The sequence below is a fragment of the Urbifossiella limnaea genome, from assembly GCF_007747215.1.
Lineage (GTDB): Bacteria > Planctomycetota > Planctomycetia > Gemmatales > Gemmataceae > Urbifossiella > Urbifossiella limnaea.
The window spans coordinates 5344612-5361645 of the sequence record NZ_CP036273.1 but is presented as its reverse complement, the minus strand read 5'-3'; the positions used below and the strand labels follow the sequence as shown (position 1 = coordinate 5361645).

At 72.1% G+C, this 17034-nt stretch carries 13 protein-coding genes and 1 tRNA gene; 4 read left to right on the top strand and 10 right to left on the bottom strand.

All coding sequences use genetic code 11. The features are described from left to right. Window positions 1-156 precede the first annotated feature (156 nt). Window positions 157-1371 (bottom strand): lysophospholipid acyltransferase family protein, encoded by a 1215-nt coding sequence (locus ETAA1_RS21830; protein WP_145242246.1) that lies wholly within the window; start codon window positions 1369-1371, stop codon window positions 157-159. 56 nt (window positions 1372-1427) lie between these two features. On the opposite strand from ETAA1_RS21830, the gene ETAA1_RS21825 reads away from it, so the two are divergent. Beyond that, window positions 1428-1498 (top strand) — tRNA-Gly (locus ETAA1_RS21825). A gap of 31 nt (window positions 1499-1529) precedes the next feature. Here ETAA1_RS21825 and ETAA1_RS21820 read toward each other — a convergent pair. From ETAA1_RS21820 to ETAA1_RS21800, 5 genes are all read right to left on the bottom strand, one after another. After that, window positions 1530-2234, bottom strand: a complete 705-nt coding sequence (locus tag ETAA1_RS21820; protein ID WP_145242244.1) for a Uma2 family endonuclease — start codon at window positions 2232-2234, stop codon at window positions 1530-1532. A gap of 31 nt (window positions 2235-2265) precedes the next feature. Beyond that, window positions 2266-3438: an acetyl-CoA C-acetyltransferase gene (locus ETAA1_RS21815; protein ID WP_145242242.1), complete on the bottom strand. Its 1173-nt coding sequence runs from the start codon at window positions 3436-3438 to the stop codon at window positions 2266-2268. A 90-nt stretch (window positions 3439-3528) separates the two neighbouring features. Next, window positions 3529-4689: a prenyltransferase/squalene oxidase repeat-containing protein gene (locus ETAA1_RS21810; protein ID WP_145242240.1), complete on the bottom strand. Its 1161-nt coding sequence runs from the start codon at window positions 4687-4689 to the stop codon at window positions 3529-3531. 514 nt (window positions 4690-5203) lie between these two features. Then, window positions 5204-5365: an addiction module protein gene (locus ETAA1_RS21805; RefSeq protein WP_145242238.1), complete on the bottom strand. Its 162-nt coding sequence runs from the start codon at window positions 5363-5365 to the stop codon at window positions 5204-5206. Between the two features lie 81 nt (window positions 5366-5446). After that, window positions 5447-6919, bottom strand: coding sequence for a Gfo/Idh/MocA family protein (locus ETAA1_RS21800; RefSeq protein WP_145242236.1), 1473 nt, complete (start codon window positions 6917-6919; stop codon window positions 5447-5449). A gap of 156 nt (window positions 6920-7075) precedes the next feature. On the opposite strand from ETAA1_RS21800, the gene ETAA1_RS21795 reads away from it, so the two are divergent. Together ETAA1_RS21795 and trxA are read left to right on the top strand one after the other, a co-directional pair. Beyond that, entirely contained in the window at window positions 7076-9202 is a 2127-nt protein-coding gene (locus ETAA1_RS21795) for an RNA polymerase sigma factor (protein WP_145242234.1), read from the top strand. 43 nt (window positions 9203-9245) lie between these two features. Beyond that, a complete protein-coding gene (trxA, locus tag ETAA1_RS21790; protein WP_145242232.1) occupies window positions 9246-10094 on the top strand; it encodes a thioredoxin in 849 nt (282 codons plus the stop codon). 99 nt (window positions 10095-10193) lie between these two features. Here trxA and ETAA1_RS21785 read toward each other — a convergent pair whose 3' ends face one another. The 3 genes from ETAA1_RS21785 to ETAA1_RS21775 form a co-directional block, all read right to left on the bottom strand. Next, window positions 10194-11672, bottom strand: a complete 1479-nt coding sequence (locus ETAA1_RS21785) for a hypothetical protein (protein ID WP_145242230.1) — start codon at window positions 11670-11672, stop codon at window positions 10194-10196. Then, window positions 11669-12853 carry a glycosyltransferase family 87 protein gene (locus ETAA1_RS21780; RefSeq protein ID WP_145242228.1) on the bottom strand — a complete coding sequence of 395 codons (1185 nt, stop codon included), beginning with the start codon at window positions 12851-12853 and terminating at the stop codon, window positions 11669-11671. The genes ETAA1_RS21785 and ETAA1_RS21780 overlap by 4 nt, the downstream gene beginning before the upstream one ends. An 89-nt stretch (window positions 12854-12942) precedes the next feature. After that, a complete protein-coding gene (locus ETAA1_RS21775) occupies window positions 12943-14112 on the bottom strand; it encodes a hypothetical protein (protein ID WP_145242226.1) in 1170 nt (389 codons plus the stop codon). 301 nt (window positions 14113-14413) lie between these two features. On the opposite strand from ETAA1_RS21775, the gene ETAA1_RS21770 reads away from it, so the two are divergent. Beyond that, on the top strand, window positions 14414-15154 hold the full coding sequence (locus ETAA1_RS21770; protein WP_145242224.1) for a 3-keto-disaccharide hydrolase: 741 nt from the start codon (window positions 14414-14416) through the stop codon (window positions 15152-15154). Between the two features lie 52 nt (window positions 15155-15206). Here the strand turns inward: ETAA1_RS21770 and ETAA1_RS21765 are convergent, their stop codons facing one another. Then, window positions 15207-16958, bottom strand: coding sequence for an arylsulfatase (locus ETAA1_RS21765; protein WP_145242223.1), 1752 nt, complete (start codon window positions 16956-16958; stop codon window positions 15207-15209). Window positions 16959-17034: the final 76 nt, after the last annotated feature.

The window sequence follows — 17034 nt, the reverse complement described above, 5'->3', positions numbered from 1 at the left end:
GTCGTGGACGAACTCGGGGTCGGTGGGGGCGTGGGGGCCGGGGCGCGGCGACGGGGCGTACTCGTACCCGCAGTGACACCGGGCGGCGCCCCGCGGTCGAGGCGCCCGACAGAAGTAGCAAGACGTTTCCATCACTCGTCACGACAGGTTGGTGGGTCACCCCTCGTCCTTGTCGTCGCCGCGCTCGGGCACCTCGTACTCCGGCAGCGGCGGTAGCCCGAGCAGCAGCCGCGACGCGGCCACGCGGTTCATCAGCCCCAACCGGGTCGTCAGGTGCGTCTCCAACTCCGCCGCAGGGATCGTCTCCGGCAGCGGCACGCCCACGGCGATCGGGCGGAGAACGTCGGGCCGCTTGTTCTTCGTCGGCCGGCCGCCGCGGTACGACGTGAAGCTGCCCCACGCCCCCTCGATCCAGCAGGCGTACACCGGCACGTCCGGCCGGGCGGCGAGGATGTGCCAGATGCCGCGGCCGAACCGCCTCATCGGCCGGTCGTCGGTCCGCCGCAGGTAGCCCTCGGGGAACAGTACCAGACAGTCGCCGCGGTCCAGCGCCGCGATCGCCTCGACGATCTCGGCCGGCGTCTCCTTCTTCATCTGCTTCTCGGGCACGCGGATGGTGCCGAACACGTGGACCATCAGCCAGCGGATGCCCGGCAGGTCGTAGAACTCGCTCGTCATCATCGGCGTGATCGGCCGCGGCAGCACCCGGCCGAGGAACACCGGGTCGAACCAGCAGGCGTGGTTGGCGATGACGACGCACGCGCCCGTGCGCGGGAAGTCGGCCAGCCCCGGGCCGGTGACGCGAATGCGGTACGACAGCGCCAGCAGCGGAACGACCGTCAGCTCGACCAGCGGCCGCACCAGCCGCGCCCACGCGAGCGCGGCTGCCGGGAGGAGTGCGACGACGGCGCCGAGGGTGAACGTCCCGCGGAGCCGGTCGGCGTCGGCCCACCCGGCCCGCACCGCGACGACCGGCAGCACGCCCAGCAGTGCCGCCAGCCAGTAGCCGAGGCCGACCACCCACCCCGGCACGTCGGCGAGCCGGGCGGCCGGGCGCGGCTCCAGGAACGCCCCCGCGGCGAGCCCGAGGCCGAAGCCGGCGAACCCGGCGCCGACGTCGCCCCAGCCCCAGAATCGGGCGACGACAGCCGCGCCGGCGCCGAGCGTGAGCCCGTACGGGACGTAGCCGAGGGTTTGGAACGGGTGGCGGTACACGAACGTGACGGCGACGCCGGCGGCGAAGGCGGCGAGCCACGCCCAGCGCGGCGGGTCGGCGGCGAAGGCCGGCCAGGCGGTGAGGGCGAGCCCCACGAGCGCGGCCGCGCGGAGCAGCGGCAGGGTGGTGCGGTCGGGGGGCAGGGGTGGGGTCATCGGTGCGACAAAAGCGCCTTGCCGGGCCGCGGCGGGTTGTTAGAATCGGGAGTGTTGCGGGATTGGTATATCGGTTGTGCCCAGCCTTCCCAAGGCTGTGAGAGGGGTTCGACTCCCCTATCCCGCTCTCGCCGGCCGCTCGGCCGGCGTGCTCGTTTCTACCCCCCGCCGCCGTTCCGCTCGCCCCTGAGCCTGGCCAGTTCGCGCTTCAGACGGGCGATCTCCGCTTCCGCGGTGTCGGCCCGCACAGCCTCCGCGCTCGCCCGGTGCGATTCCGCGTCCGCCCGTTCGGTCGGCGTCGGCAGCAACTCGCCCGTCGCCGGGTCGCGGAAGCGCAGGCTCGTCCCGTGGCGCTCCAACCCCAGGCCGAGCACCCGGCTCGTGAACCGGCCGGTGGTCGGCTTCACGTGGCGGAAGCCGGCGCCGAACCGGCGGTACATCTGGAACGACGGCGTCAGGTACTCCTCCCGCGGGTCGAACAGCACGTACTCCTTCACCGCCAGTTTCTCGACGTACAGGTTGTACTTCGTCTCGATGTCCTCCATCATCGTCGTCTTCGAGGTGAGTTCGACCACGAAGTCGAGCCCCCGGCCCTCCTGCCAGAGCAGGTAGTTCTCGCGAAGGTGGTTGCCGATGCCGGGGACGACGAAGGCGTCCGGCGCGACGTGGATGCGCTTGTTCCCCTTCTCGTAATAGACCAACAGGTTGCCAGAAACGTACACGTCGGCGCGGTCGCGGAACCACCACTTCAGCGTCTGAATCACCTCCGCCATCAGGTCGCGGTGCAAGTCGGTTTCGGCCATGGGCTTGCCGTCCGAGGTGGGGTAGTCGTTGCGCGGCTGCGCGCGCGGCGGCCGGATCATGGCGCCTCCCGGGGTCTTCTGCCGTGCCATGCTACACCCGCTCCACGACCATCGCCACGGCGTTGCCGCCGCCCAGGCACAGACTTGCCAGCCCGTACCGGCCGCCGCGGGCGCGCAGGGCGTACACCAGCGTCGTCAGTACCCGCGCCCCGCTGGCGCCGATCGGGTGCCCGAGCGCGATCGCCCCGCCGTTCACGTTCACCCTCGACTCGTCCAGCCCCAAGTGGCCGCCGCACGCCAGCATCTGCGCCGCGAACGCCTCGTTCAACTCGAACAGGTCGATGTCGCCGGGCTTCAGCCCCGCCTTCTCCAGCACCAGCCGGACGGCCGACACCGGGGCCACGAAGATGTCCTTCGGCGCCACCCCACTCGTGGCGTAGGCGAGGATTCGCGCCAGCGGCGCCGTGCCGATCCGCTCGGCCGCCGCGGGCGACGCCACCACCAGCGCCGCGGCGCCGTCGGACAATTGTGAGGCGTTCCCGGCCGTCACCGTGCCGTCCTTCTGGAACGCCGGCTTCAGCCTCGCGAGTCCCTCGGCCGTCGTGTCGGCGCGGATCCCCTCGTCCTTCGACACCACCACCGGCGTGCGGCCCGGCACCGTGACCGGCACGACCTCGGCGGCGAAGTCGCCGCGCTCCCACGCGGCCGCGGCGCGGCGGTGGCTCTGCGCCGCGAAGCGGTCCTGGTCGGCGCGGGAGACGCCGCACGTCGCGGCGGTGTACTCGGCGGCGTCGCCCATGGCGCGGTTCTCGAACGGGCACCACAGGCCGTCGCGGACGAGCGAATCGACGGCGGGCTGGTCGCCGTACTTGAAGCCGGTGCGGGCGCCCGGCAGGAGGTACGGCGCGCGGCTCATGCACTCCATGCCGCCGGCCACGACGACGCTCGCGTCGCCGGCCTTGATCGCCTGCGCGGCGAGCATCACGGCCTTCAGCCCGGACCCGCACACCTTGTTGACGGTGACGGCCGGGACGGTGTCGGGCAGCCCCGCGCCGAGCGCCGCCTGCCGCGCCGGCGCCTGCCCCTGGCCCGCCTGCACGACGGTGCCGAGGATCACTTCTTCGACCTGTTGCGGGGCGACGGCGGCGCGGCGGACGGCTTCCGCGACGGCGAGCGCGCCGAGCTTCGGGGCCGGGAGCTCGGCGAGGCCGCCGAGGAACTTCCCGACCGGGGTGCGCGCGGCGGACAGAATGAGCGGGTGCATTTGGGACCGTTCGACTCGGGGAGAGCGGGATGACGGTACCAGGAAGATCGGGGTGCGGGATCGGCAACCACCGGCCCCGCTGTCCCCATTCTACTTCTGCAAGATGGGAAGGTAGTTGTTCGGCAACTGCAGCACGATCAGGCTCATGGCCGTGGCGTAGGCGGGGCCGTAGTGGTCGTCCGACCACACGCCGCCGGCGCCGCGGACCCGGCCGAGCAACTCCTCCCGCGCCGCGGGGAACCACTGCGCCCAGTGCTCGCCGCCGGCCGTCCACATCGCCAGCGCGGCGTAGTAGTGCCCGTAGTAGTAGTGGTGGGCGGGGATCTCGCGGAAGGAGAACCGCTTGCTCGGCAGGAACTGCATGACGTACCGCAGCCCGCGCTCGATCGGCGGGCCGGAGTACTGGCCGGCGCTGAACAGCCCCACGAGGCTGGCGGCGCTGCGGGCGAACATCGAGTACGGCATCTGGCTGCGGGTGTAGCCGAACCCGCCGTCCGGCTGCTGGCACCCCTTCAGGAAGTCGACGCCGGCGTCCACCACGCTCTTGCGGACGAACAGGCCGGCGTTGCGGGCCGCCCGCAGGGCCATCATCTGGGCCACCGTGACGGACACGTCGGCCTGCTGCGGCTGCGGCTCGTACCGCCACCCGCCCTCCTTGTTCTGCGCCCGCACGGTGAACGCCACGGCCTGCTCGAGTGCGGCCTTCACCTGCCGCTGCCGGGCGGGGTCGGGCAGCATCCCGGACACCTCGCTGAGGAACAGGCAGGCGAACCCGTGCGAGTACATGGCCTCCTGGTTCTGGCCGCCGCGGAACCCGCGCTGGGCGTCGGGCGACACGACGAACCCGGGGGTGGCGCCGGACGCGCAGCCGAGCAGGTAGTCGACGATTCGGGACACGGTGCGGGCGTAGCGGCCGCGGCCGGGCTGGTGGCCGCCGGCCATGAGGGCGAGGCCGGCGAGTGCGGTGATGCCGCTGGCCCGGCCGCCGCCGACGCGGTCGGACGCGAGGGAGCCGTCGTCGAGCTGCGCGCCCGCGAGGAACCCGAGGCCGCGGTCGATGGCGGCCTGCGCCTCGGGGGTTACGAAGTCGTTGCCGGCGGCGTCTGGGGCGCGCGGATCGACCTGCGCCGGGGCGTCGTGGCCGGCCCAGCCGAGGAACCCGGCGACGCCGCCGGCGGCCGCCAGGCGGAGGGCGGACCGGCGGGTGAGCGGGAGGCGCGGGGTCATGGCAGTGCCGGCGAGGAAGGTCATGTTATTCTAGCCCGACGGATTCCGACTCGGCTTGGGTAGCGTGTCGGCGCGGAACCGGCCGGAACAGCTGGATCGCGGAGAACACCGAACAGAGAGCGGCGATTCCGAGCGCTTTCAACGGGGGTCGGTCCCCGCTGGCGAAGAACGCGAACAACACGGCACCGAGAACCAGGATGATGCCGTATACCACTCCCATGCCACATGCCCGGAGTTTCGCCCCGCAGCCACGGCATTTGTAGCCCGGGTGAGGTGTGATCGCGCTCGGCGGGAGCCGGACGACCGCAGTGGAGTTGCACCGCGGGCACTCCCACTTCGGCGGCACGACCGGGGGCGGTGGGACGGATCGCCGGAGCTCGCCGAGCGTCGGAACTGCTACCGGCCGGCCGCACTGACAGCCGACGGTTGTGCCTGCGTCGCCGGACGTAACATCGACACTGCGGCCGCACGGGCAGGCTACCACGAATCCCATGCGGCCTCCGGCACCCCACGTCGGGCCTCGAAGACTCGACCCGACCTACGGAAGCCCCGAGCCGTCGAACCGCGCGCGTGCCGCAGCCTCCACCACTTCCCACGGGACGACGTCGCCGGGGTTGGCGTCGGCGTCCGCCAGCCGGCGGGCCAACTCCTGTCGCTTGGCGTCGGTGAGCGGCGGCAGCGGCTCGTGTTTTTCGGGCATCGGTGTCACAACTTGGTGCGAAGATCAGCCGCCGCTTGCGGCTTCGCGCGGCACGCCGCGGAGCCGCAAGCGGCGGAAAACTCACACCGACTCGCGGACCTCGAACCCGCGGCGGTACTCGCGGAACAGCATCGCGTTCGCCTCGGCCGCGCGGGCGCCGGTGAACCGCTCCGTCGCCGGGTCGAACGTCAGCTTCGGCCCGGCCCGGCCCGCGACCGTCATCGGGTCCACCTTGTGCTCGCGCAGGTGCTCGCGCATCCGCGTCAGGGCGTCGGCCGCGGCCGGCGAGCCGGCGAACCCGGCCACGTCGCCGATCGGGGCCTCGTTCCCCAGCCGGTAGCTGATGTTCGCCAGGTGGCACAGCGCCGCCGAGATGTGGCCCTCGGCGATGTCGCAGTTCAGGTCCGCCACCCGCCGGCTGCGGACGGCCTTCACGAAGTTGTCGAAGTGCAACTGGTCGCCGCCGCCGTTGAACCGGGCCACCTCGCGGCCGTCCTTGTCGTACTGGATGCCGCCGGCGTAGTTCGGGCACACCACCATGCCGGTGCTGCCGACCCAGATGTTGCCGATGCCCGCGCCCTTGAACGCCGGGCTCTTCATCCCGCGGACCTCGAACACCATCTTCGACTCGCCGTAGTCGAACAGGCAGACCTGGGTGTTCGGCGTCTGGCCGTCGTCGGTGTAGCCGAACCGACCGCCGACCGCGCACACGCTGTTCGGCATCCCCTTGCGGAGGCCCCAGCGGGCCTTGTCCATCTCGTGCACGCCCTGGTTGCCGAGGTCGCCGTTGCCGTAGTTCCAGACCCAGTGCCAGTCGTAGTGGACGGTGCCGTTGCCGGTCTTCCGCCGCGGCGCGTCGGCCGGGGCCGGGCCGCACCACAGGTCGTAGTCCATCGTCGCCGGCGGCGCCTGCGGGCCGTCCACCTTCCCGATGCTCGGGCGGTTCTTGTAGCACAGGCCGATCGCCAGGTCGACGGTGCCGATCTTCGTCTGCACCGCCTCGATCGACTGCCGCATCCCGGGGTTGCTGCGGCTCTGCGTGCCGACCTGGCAGATGCGGCCGTACTTCCGGGCCGCCGCGGTCATCAGCGCGCCTTCCTTCACGTTGTGCGTCGCCGGCTTCTCGCAGTACACGTCCTTGCCGTTCTGCATGGCCCAGATCGCCATCAGCGCGTGCCAGTGGTTCGGCGTGGCGATGCTCACGATGTCGACGTTGCGGTCTTCGACGACGCGGCGGATGTCCTTCACGTAGGTCGGGGCGCGGCCCTGGACCTTCTCGATCGACCGCATGGCGTTGCCGATGACGGCCTCGTCGCAGTCGCAGACGGTGGTGATCTCGCAGTTGTTCTTGCCGAGGAACCCGGACACGTGGCTCATGCCGCGGCCGCGGACGCCGACGACGGCGACGCGCAGCTTGTCGCTGGCCCCGCGGGCCGTGGCGGCGGCGGCGGAGCGAGGCGCGTCCTGCGCGGCGGCGGTGCCACCGAGGGCAGCGGCGGCGGCTGACAGGATGGCGGCGCGGTCGAGGAACTCACGACGGTCGAACACGCTCATGACGGGGCTCCGGGGCGGGGGAGGGTGCGAGTCGGGGCTAAGTCTGATTAAACCAACAAACTCGACCGGCCGCAACGGGTTGGATCCGTTCGCGGGCTGGTACACTGACGCGCGACGCGCCCCGGGTCGGCCGGGGAGTACGGGGTGGAGGGGCCGATGTCCGCGACCCGACCGGGCCAGTTGCTGCGGCGGCTGGCCCCGCCCGACCCCGACGACGGGCCGCTCCTGGCCCGGTTCGCCGCCGACCGCGACCCGGCCGCGTTCGCCGCCCTCGTCCGCCGGCACGGGCCGCTCGTTCTGGCCGTGTGCCGCCGCGTGTGCGGCCACCCGCAGGACGCCGAGGACGCCTTCCAGGCCGTGTTCCTGGTGCTCGCCCGGAAGGCTGGCGGGCTCCGCGACCCCGGCCGGCTCGGCAACTGGCTCTATGGCGTGGCCGCGAAGGTGGCGAGCCGCGCCAGGCGCGCCGCCGCCCGGCGGCGCGTGCGGGAGGTGCAGGCCGTGGACCCGCCGGACCCCGCCGCCCCGGACGTTGCGCCGCCCGCCGACATCGGCCCGGCGCTGCACGAGGAGCTCGCCGCGCTGCCGGCGCACTACCGCGAACCGATCGTGCTGTGCGACCTGCAAGGGGCCAGCCGCGCGGAGGCGGCGCGGGCGCTGGGCGTTCCCGAGGGGACGCTGTCCAGCCGGCTGGCGAACGGGCGGAAGAAGCTGGCCGAGCGACTCACCCGCCGCGGCGTGGCGCTGTCGGCGGTGGGCGTGCCGGCGGTGGTGGCGGAGGGCAGGGCGGCGGTCCCCGAAGCGTTGGTTCAACACACCTGTGGGGTGGTGGCGGCGTGGGCGGCCGGGGCGGCCGTGCCGGCGTCCGTGCTCCGCCTCGCGGCCGGAGGATTTCCCGTGAGAACCGTCTTACTCGGCGGCGTGCTGGCGCTGTCGCTCGTCGCCGGGGTCGTGATCGCCGGCTCGGGGCCGAACCCCGCGGCCGTCCCGAATCCGGCGCCTTCGGTGGTTGCCGCGGCCGAGGAGCCGCAGCAACCGCCGGCCGAGGCGAAGGGGCCGAAGGCGAAGGCCGCTGCGGTCGGCGCCCCGCGGTTGCAGGAGGCGCTCGACCTGCCGGTGCGGAACGGCCGGCGCGTGGTGTGGAGCCCGGCCGGCGACCGCTTCGTCGTCACCTTCCCTCCGGAGCCCGGCCCGGGAGCTGTGGCGGCACCCGGCGGCGAGTGGACGGGTGAGGCGCTGATGGTCATCGACTTCGCGGGGCCGAAGGGGCCGCACGTCTACGGCACGACGAACGGGCACGACCCGGAGCGGTTTGCCGGCTTCACGCCGGACGGCAAGGAACTGCTGCTGGTGCGCCGCGAGCAAGGGCTGGTGAGCGGCCGGCACCTGGCGTCGTTCTACGTGTTCGGCAACATCGGCCGGCCCGGCCCAGGCGGGCTTCTCGGCGGCCCTCCGGTCGAGCCGGAGGGCGCCGAAGGTGGCGCCGGCCCGGCCGGGCCGGCGCTGTCGCTCGTGCCGTCCCCGAAGCGCTTCCCGCTCGACAACGAGCAGACCGACGACTTCGCCTTCGCCGCGGACGGCAAGAGCTACACGACGCTGGTCATGACCCGCCGCGACGACCGGAACATCCGCGAGGCGGAAATCCGCCGAGTGAGTACCGAAACCGGAAAGACGATCGAGTCCCTCGGCGGGGTTAGCGGCGGCCCGTTCCGCGCAGTCCGACTCACCGCCGACGGCAAACAGGTGGTCAGCATGAAAGTCGATGGGCCGAACCCCTCCGTCGCCAGACTGACCGTCGGCACTGAGAACCGCTGGTATGTGGGGAGCGACATCGAGCAGGTCGAGAACTCCGGCACCGACCCGCTGTTGGTCGCCTCGCGGGACGGCGGGCGGGTGCTCTTCGGCTGCGGGGTCAGCAAGCTGGTCCTGGTCGCCCCGACGGCCGAGAAGCTACTCCCGGCCCTGGAGGGCGTGGACCTGGTCGACGCCACCCGGATGACCGCTGCGTTCTCGGGCGACGGCCGGCTCCTCGCGGCGTCGTATGTCCGGTTCGAGAAGCGTGAACTACCCCCCCGCAAGGGCGGGTTCCCGGGACTGCCGCCGACGGAGCTCAAGGCCGGCGAGCCGCGGTTCGCGGTCTGGGACACGACGACGGGAAAGGTGATCCGCTCGTGGCCCGGCCGGGTGACGGCGCTGGCGTTCCACCCGTCGCGGCCGGTGCTCGCGGTGCTAGAGCCGAACGGCGCCCAGACGCGGCTCGGGCTGTGGGACTTCGCCGCGGAGTGACCGGGCCGGCCGCTATAACACCCCTTCAACCGGGAGGTGGGTCATGGCGGCGTCCGCGTGGGTGGTCGAGGTGACGGCCGACACCTTCCAGCAGGAGGTGATGGACAAGTCCCGCGAGGTGCCGGTCGTCGTGGACTTCTGGGCGCCGTGGTGCGGGCCGTGCCGGGCGCTCGGCCCCGTCCTGGAGAGCCTCGCCGCCGAGAAGGGCGGGGCGTTCGTCCTCGCCAAGGTGAACACCGACGAGGAGCAGGAACTCCCCGGGGCGTTCGGTGTGAACGGCATCCCGGCCGTCTTCGCCATCAAGGACGGCCAGCTCGTCGATCAGTTCACGGGCGCCCTGCCCGAAGCCCAGGTGCGGCAGTTCGTCGAGAAGTTGCTGCCGAACGCTGTGCCGGCCGAAGACCCGCGCGAGGCCGAGGCCCGCGACCCGGCCGCGGCGCTGTTCACCTACCGCGAGCGGTTCGCGGCGAACCCCGACGACCCCGCCGCCCGCGTCGCCCTGGCCCGGCTGCTGCTCACGAAGCCCGGCGGCGAGGCGGAGGCGACGAACCTGCTGGCCCCGGTCGATAGCGGCGACGAACTCGCCGAGGCGGACCGGCTGCGGGCCGTGATCGCGCTCCGCGAGCCGCCGCACGCCGACGCGGACCTGGCCGCGGCTCGGGCGGGCGTGAAGCCGGACGACGCGGCGAGTCGCGTCCCGCTGGCGACGGTGCTGGCGGCCCGCGGCGAGTACGTGCCGGCGATGGACGAACTGATCGCCGCCGCCGAGCTGGATTCGGCGCTGGGCCGCGGCCCGGTGCGGGAACTGATGGTGCGCATCTTCAACGCCATCGGGCCGCGCAGCCCCGAGGCCGACGACTACCGCGGCCGGCTGCGGAACCTCATCTACTGACGCTCGCTGCTGTGCCGCTTGCGGCGTAGCGGCGTAGCGGCGTAGCGGCGTAGCGGCGTAGCGGCGTCTACGCCGCAAGCGGCTGCCGAACCGTTACTGCTACCGCCGCCGGTAGAAGCTCGCCACGTCCGTGCGCTTCACCAACTCCCAGCCCGGCGCCGTGCGGACGTACGCCTCGAAGCCGGTGCCCGCACGCACCAGCGCGAAGTCGAACCGGCCGTACCGTTCCTCCCAGCCGGCCATCGCGTCGGCGGTGCCCTCCGAATCGGCGCGGACGAACGCCAGCAGCCAGTCGCCGCCGAACACCTCGCAGCGGTCGTCCACGAACACCTTGTAGCCGGGGGCGTGGTAGATCACGAACCCGCCGTCGATGTAGCCGTTGAATATGCGGTGCGGGTCGGCCGGCGACCGCGGCTCGAATTCGCGCAACTCCGGCAGCAGCTCCACCGGCCAGTGCGCCGGGTCGAGCCGCGCCCATCGGATCGGCACCAGCGCCACCGCGATCACCAGCACGGCCGGGAGCCACACGTTCCGCCAGAAGCCGGTGCCGCCGTCGCGCGGCCGGTACACGTCGGGCCGGTGTTCCGCCAGCCACGCGGCCCAGCGCGTGTGCGGCCACGCCGCCGCGACCACGACCAGCCCCGCGACCGCGAACAGCGGGGCGTGGCGGACGCGGTCCAGGGTGAGGACGAACCACACCGCCGGCAGGAACCACGACACACGGAGTTCGCCGCGGTGCACACCCGCGAGCACGGCGAGGTACACCGCCGCGAGTGCGAACACCGGCCACGCGTACGGCGCGGCGGGGTCGAGGGCGCTGTGCTCCTGCACGATCGCCTTCAGCGCCGGCTCGCCCATGATGACGTGCCACGTCTTCAGCAGGTCGAGCCCGTACGGGTTCACGAGCGCGCTCAGGACGCAGCCCGCGGCGGCGGCGCAGGCCAGAACCGCGTCCCGGCGGGACCGGAGCGGCCCGCGGCCGATCACCGCGAGTGTCAGCCAGCCGGCGACGGTCAACCCCACCGTCCCCATGCCGGCCAGGACGCCGCCGTGGACGTTGGTCCAGAGCACGAACGCCGGCACGAGCCACAATAGCCGCCGCACCGGCGCGCGGCCGCCGTCGACCGCCACGAGCAGAAGCATGGTGCCGGTCATCCCGGCGATGGTGGCGAGGTGCGGGCGGACGTGGAAGTGCGACGCCGCCGCCGCAAGGCCGATCAGCAGCACAACGCCGGCCGCGGCCGGGTTCAACCCCGTGCCGTGCAGCCGGGCGTACAGCACCGCGAACGTGCCGGCGAGCATCGCGCACGCGCCGACGAGAAGCAGGTCGAACCCGCCGCACCGGTGGGCCAGCGCCATCGCCACCTCGCCGAGCCACTGGTACGGCACCCACCACGTGCCGCCGAAGGTGAACGTGTACGGGTCGGCGCGGAGGAAGCCGTCGGCGAGGATGCGGTCGCCGGTGGTGACGTGCCAGAACGTGCCGGGGTCGCGGAAGAAGCTGCTGCGGCCGGCGGCCAGGAGCAGTACGAACAGGGCGACGAAGGCCACGGCCCCGGGGCCGACGCGGCGCGTCATGCCGTCGCCCCGACACCCCGGGGAATCCCCGGGCTGATGCCCGGGGCTCGCCGGGAGTTCACGCCCACGACGTACACCCCCAACAGCGCCGGTGCGACCCACAAGAACGGGAACGAGCCAGTCTGCATCAGGTTCATCGCCAGACAGGCCGCGTTCACCGCCAGGAGTCCGGCGAGCACCGGCCGCGGCGCCCCGCCGGCCAGGAGTCGAACCACCGCCGGCAGCAGCAGCACGAGGTCGAACGGCCACGCCCCATACGGGGCCGTCACGAACGACACCAGCAGCAGCAGCGGCAGTTGCTCGGCCCAGTCCCACGTCCGCCCGGCGCGCCGCCAGTGCCACGCGAACCAGGCCAGCCCCGCCGCCACCGGCACGAACTGCAACCCGAACCGCCCCTCGCCGAACACCAGTCGCAGCACCGTGCCCAGCGTCGGCGACACCCACTGCTCCGGCGGCCGGTTCCCCATCGCGTCGCCGTACTGCGTCAACACGTGCGGCGCGAACACCAGCGGCACTGCCGTCGCCAGCCCGCCGGCGAGCGCCCCGCCGAGCAGCATGCGCGTGGACGCCCGGTCGCGCCGCGTCAGCCACAGCACGCCGATGGCGAGCCACACGAGGTACGCGAGGTGCGGCTTGATCGCGAGCAGCACCGTCGCCGCGCCGGCGAGTGCGTACCAGCCGCGGCGCTCGGCTTCGAGGAACAGCACGGCCCCGAGCAGCAGTAGCGGCCCGATCTGGCCCGATTGCAGGGCGAACAGCGTCGGCACGAACGCCAGCGCCGCCGCCCAGCCGGCCCAGCGGCGCGCCGGGTCGCCGCCGAAGCGGAGCCACAGGCGGTCGCCGCACCACCCGGCCGCGACGAGGTTCACGGCGAGCCACAGCAGTTGCGCCTCGCGCGCCGGCAGGAGCCCGAGTGGCAGCACGGCCGACAGCGCCCAGGGCGGGTTCCACATCATGACGGCTTCGTCGGTGGCCCGGCCGGCGGCGACTTGCAGCGGCAGGAGTTGTTCGGCGTCGTAGGGGTTGCCGCCGGTCAGCGTCAGGCGGGCGGCGGCCCAGTACTCGACGAAGTCGTCCGGCGGCCAGACGGATGGGTCGGCGAGTAGCTGGCGCACTTGCCCGACCAGCAGCACGGCGGCCAGCGCGACGCCGGCGGCGGACAGGAGGCGGCGCAAGTTCATGCCGAAGCGTAGAACACGTTCGCGGTGGGAAAAACGAACCGGCCCCGGGGGAAACCCGGGGCCGGCCGCGTTTGCTCAGGCCGTGCCGCTTAGTGGCAGCAGACCGGGGCCGGGGCGCACGGGGCCGCGACCGGCACCTTGATCGTCGTCACGTAGGCGACGCGCTCGCAGTACGACACGTCGACCGTCTTCTTGGTCGTCGTCGGGACGCACACCTTGCGGGTGCCTTCCTTCTCGACCGGGACCATCCGGGTGACGGTGACTTCGCGCTCGACCTGCGTCGGCACCATCACCGTGCGCGTGCCCTCCTTGCTCACCGGGACGCACTTGCTCACGGTGACTTCCTTCTCGACCCACGTCGGGGTGTGGACGATCCGCTCGCCCGCCTTCTCGACCGGGACGCACTTGCTCACGGTGACTTCCTTCTCGACCCACGTCGTGGTCGGGACGTTCACCTTGCGGGTGCCCTCCTTCGCCACCATCGAGCAGGTGGTCACTTCGACCGGGACCTGCTTGGTGACGACCTGGCGGACCATCACCGTCTTCATGCACGGGGTGGCGCAGGCGTCGGCACACGGGGCGGCGCAGGCGGTCGGGCACGGGTCGCACGACGGCTTCTTGCACAGCCGGCTGAACAGACCCTTACGGCCGGTGTCGCAGCTCGGGGCGGCGGCCGGGGCGCAGGCGACCTGGGTCGGCACGCACACCGTCTCGCACACCGTCTTCATCACCGTCGACTTCGTGTACACCGGCTCGTGGCACGTGTACTTCTGATCCTGCACCGTCCACTTCGTCTCGGCGACCTTGACCTTCTCCTTGACCGCCACGATTTCGTTGACCGTGTACTTGAAGGCCTGCTTGGACGCGACCATCTCGCAGACCTTGACCTTCTCCTTGACCGCCACGATCTCGTTGACCATGTACGTGTACTTCTGCTGGCTCGCCACGAACTCGGTGACCTTGACCTTCTCCTTCGTGCTGACGGCCTCGCAGACGGTGTACTTGTACTTCTGGTCCACCCACTTGTTCTCCACCACGTCCATCTCGACCTTCTTCGTCTTCCACTCGGTCTTGTAGCAGGTGACCTTCTGGTCGACGTAGGTCACGGCGGTGGCGCACGGGGTGGCGCAGGCCGGCTCGCAGCTGGGGGCGTCGCAGCCCCGCTTCCGCTTGCCGAACGCCGAGGCGTCCTGGGCCAGAACCAGCAGCGCGGCCGCGGCGGCCGCAGCCCCCAGCCCGAACAGGCGACGAGTCGTCATTACGAGTCTCCGGAACAACGGTGTGAAACCAGGTGCGGGGTGCGTCCGTTCGGTTCGCCGGGCGGGGCGGGCGTGGCCGGGCGGTCCGCCCAGAGCCCCTATCCTGCCGCATCGGCGTCAAGTTACCCGTCGTCACCCGCGACGACAACGCAATCTGAGCAGTTTGGGGGGAATTATTCCGCCGCGCCGGTCAGGTTGTACAGGCCGGTCGGGCGGGCTCTGGCCGACGCGCGCCGGGCCGGGTAGCATCACCCGGCGGCCGGACGCCGGCCCTCCTCCCCCTGCATCCGGAGCGACTGCCATGCAACCCCTGTTCCGCCCCGTCTGCCTTTCCGGCGCAATCTGCCTGGGCTTCCTCGCCGGCAGTAGCCACGCCCAAGACTCCAAGAGCTCCGACGGCTGGATGCCGCTGTTCAACGGCCGGACCCTCACGGGCTGGATTACTCACCCGAACCCGAATCCCGGCGCCTACCAGTCGGTGGTGCCCGTGAAGGACGCGGGCGGCGCCGTCGTCGGGTTCAGCGGCGAGGCGAAGGACGGCAAGCTCATCCCGCTGTGGCAGGTCAAGGACGGGCTGCTGATCGGCAGCGGCCCGCACAGCCACCTGTTCACCGTGAAGGACGACTTCACCGACTTCCGCTACCGGGTGGAGGCGAAGATCAACGACAAGGGGAACAGCGGCCAGTACTCGCGGGCCACGCTCGCCCCCGGGTTCCCGCCGGGCTACGAGGCGCAGATCAACGCCACCGGCGGCGACCCGATCCGCACCGGCAGCCTGTACCCGGACGGCCGCACCAAGCTGACGCAGTTCAAGAAGGACATCACCGTGATGAACAAGGCCCCGCACGGGCCGGACGAGTGGTTCGTGCAGGAGGTGGTGGCCGAGGGGGCGCACATCCAGATCTTCGTGAACGGCAAGAAGACGGTGGACTTCACCGACCCGAACAACACCCACACGAAGGGCCGCTTCGCCCTGCAGGGGCACGACCCGGGCACCGTGGTGACGTTCAAGAAGGTGGAGTGGAAGCCGCTGGCCAAGTAGCCTGAACGGTTGCGGCTTCGCGCCGGGAAGCGCGAAGCCGCAAGCGGCAATTTCACTTCGGGACCGGACCCAAGAATTCGAGCTCCACGTAGGTCGGCCCGCGGCGGGTCGCGCCGTCCCCGTCGCCGAGGGTCAATTCGACGCGGGCGTCGCCGGCGGGCAACTCGATCGTCGTGGTCATCACCGCCAGGGGGTCTGCGGACCGCAGCTCGACCCGCCGGCCACCGACCGCCCCGGCACAGGCCGTGAACGGCCGCGCCGCCCGCACCCCGAGCCGGTACCGGCCGGGACGTTCCACCCGTACCTCCCAGTGCCCGACGCTATCCGCGGCCCAGCCGGCCTTCGAGCCGCGCCAGTCCTGCCGGCTCAGCCGCACCGGGTTCTCCTTCTCGCTGCCGACCACGATCCGCGCCGGGTCGAAGCCGCGCTTCGTCACGTCGGTGAACCAGGCGTCGTAGGCGGCCTTCAGCCGTGCCACCTCGTCCGGCTTCTCGGCCGCCAGGTCGCGCTGCTCGAACGGGTCGGCGGGGATGTCGAACAGCTCGTAGCGCGGCGTCCACTTCGCGTCCGGGGCGACGCCGTTGGCTTGCACCAACTTGAAGCGCGGCCCGCGCGCCGCAAACGCCCGGTACCGCTCCGGCACGTCGCCGCGGTGCCACTGCACGAACAGCGTCCGCGCCGGCAGGTCCACGTTACGCCCCGTCAGGAGGCCGAGCGCACTGACGCCGTCGAGCGGCAGCTTGATGTCCGGCAGCGGCACGGCGCAGGCGTCGATCAGCGTCGGCACGATGTCGACGTGTGCCAGCGGCGTCTCGACGACGTGGCCGGGGGTGACGCGGCCCGGCCAGCGTACGTAGCACGGCACACGGGTGCCGCCCTCGTAGACGGTGCCCTTACGGTTGCGCAGGCCGGCGTTGAACCGCGTGTCGCCGGGGCCGTTGTCCGTCAAGAAAATCACGATTGTGTTCTGCGCCTGGCCCGCGTCCTCGATCGCCTTCAGCAGCCGGGCGAAGTTCGTGTCGACGTTCTCGATCATGGCGTAGGCGCGGGCGATGTCCTCGGCGTTGTCCTTCTTCCCGGCCCACGGCTGGCCGATCTGCGGGAAGCCGGTGGCGCTCAGGTCGCGGCCGCGGTACGGCGCGACGAGCGCCGGCGGCACCTGGTACGGGCCGTGCGGCGCGTTGTACGCCACGTAGGCGAAGAACGGCCGCTCCGACTTCGCCCCCACGAAGCGCACGGCCGCGTCGGTGAACACGTCGGTGCAGTAGCCCTTGGTGCGTTCCTCCTTGCCGTTCCGGGTGAGGAACGGGTCGAAGTAGGCGGTGGCGAAGGTGCTGTCGGGGTGGTCGCTGGGCTGGGCCAGGCCGCCGCCGCGGGACCAGAGCGTGTCCTGGAAGCCGCGGTCCTCGGGGCGGAGCGGGTAGTTGTCGCCGAGGTGCCACTTGCCGAACAGCCCGGTGCGGTAGCCGGCGCCGGCGAGCAGTTGCGGCAGGATCGTGACGTCCGGCCGCATCAGCGACCGGCCGATGAACGTGTCCACGACGCCGGTGCGGTAGTTGTACTGGCCGCTCAGGAGCGCCGCGCGTGTGGGCGAGCACACCGGCGAGACGTGGAAGTTCTTCAGCCACGCGGACTGCTTCGTGAAGGCGTCGAGGTTGGGGGTGCGGACGACGGGGTTGCCGTGGGCGCCGAGGTCGCCGAAGCCCTGGTCGTCGGTGATGACGAGGAGCACGTTCGGCCGCTGCTGCGCGAGGGCGGGCGTGCCGGCGGCGAGGCCGCATAGGATGGAGAGGGCGTAGCGCATCTGTTGCTCCGGGGCTCAGGGGCTCCGCCGCTCGCGGCTTGGCGGCGTACACGCCGCCAAGCCGCGAGCGGCGGAG

Excerpts from the sequence above, each read along its gene's own strand:
- ETAA1_RS21830 (WP_145242246.1), bottom strand. The coding sequence starts at position 1,371 with ATGACCCCACCCCTGCCCCCCGACCGCACCACCCTGCCGCTGCTCCGC.
- ETAA1_RS21820 (WP_145242244.1), bottom strand. The coding sequence starts at position 2,234 with ATGATCCGGCCGCCGCGCGCGCAGCCGCGCAACGACTACCCCACCTCG.
- ETAA1_RS21815 (WP_145242242.1), bottom strand. The coding sequence starts at position 3,438 with ATGCACCCGCTCATTCTGTCCGCCGCGCGCACCCCGGTCGGGAAGTTC.
- ETAA1_RS21810 (WP_145242240.1), bottom strand. The coding sequence starts at position 4,689 with ATGACCTTCCTCGCCGGCACTGCCATGACCCCGCGCCTCCCGCTCACC.
- ETAA1_RS21805 (WP_145242238.1), bottom strand. The coding sequence starts at position 5,365 with ATGCCCGAAAAACACGAGCCGCTGCCGCCGCTCACCGACGCCAAGCGA.
- ETAA1_RS21800 (WP_145242236.1), bottom strand. The coding sequence starts at position 6,919 with ATGAGCGTGTTCGACCGTCGTGAGTTCCTCGACCGCGCCGCCATCCTG.
- ETAA1_RS21795 (WP_145242234.1), top strand. The coding sequence starts at position 7,076 with ATGTCCGCGACCCGACCGGGCCAGTTGCTGCGGCGGCTGGCCCCGCCC.
- trxA (WP_145242232.1), top strand. The coding sequence starts at position 9,246 with ATGGCGGCGTCCGCGTGGGTGGTCGAGGTGACGGCCGACACCTTCCAG.
- ETAA1_RS21785 (WP_145242230.1), bottom strand. The coding sequence starts at position 11,672 with ATGACGCGCCGCGTCGGCCCCGGGGCCGTGGCCTTCGTCGCCCTGTTC.
- ETAA1_RS21780 (WP_145242228.1), bottom strand. The coding sequence starts at position 12,853 with ATGAACTTGCGCCGCCTCCTGTCCGCCGCCGGCGTCGCGCTGGCCGCC.
- ETAA1_RS21775 (WP_145242226.1), bottom strand. The coding sequence starts at position 14,112 with ATGACGACTCGTCGCCTGTTCGGGCTGGGGGCTGCGGCCGCCGCGGCC.
- ETAA1_RS21770 (WP_145242224.1), top strand. The coding sequence starts at position 14,414 with ATGCAACCCCTGTTCCGCCCCGTCTGCCTTTCCGGCGCAATCTGCCTG.
- ETAA1_RS21765 (WP_145242223.1), bottom strand. The coding sequence starts at position 16,958 with ATGCGCTACGCCCTCTCCATCCTATGCGGCCTCGCCGCCGGCACGCCC.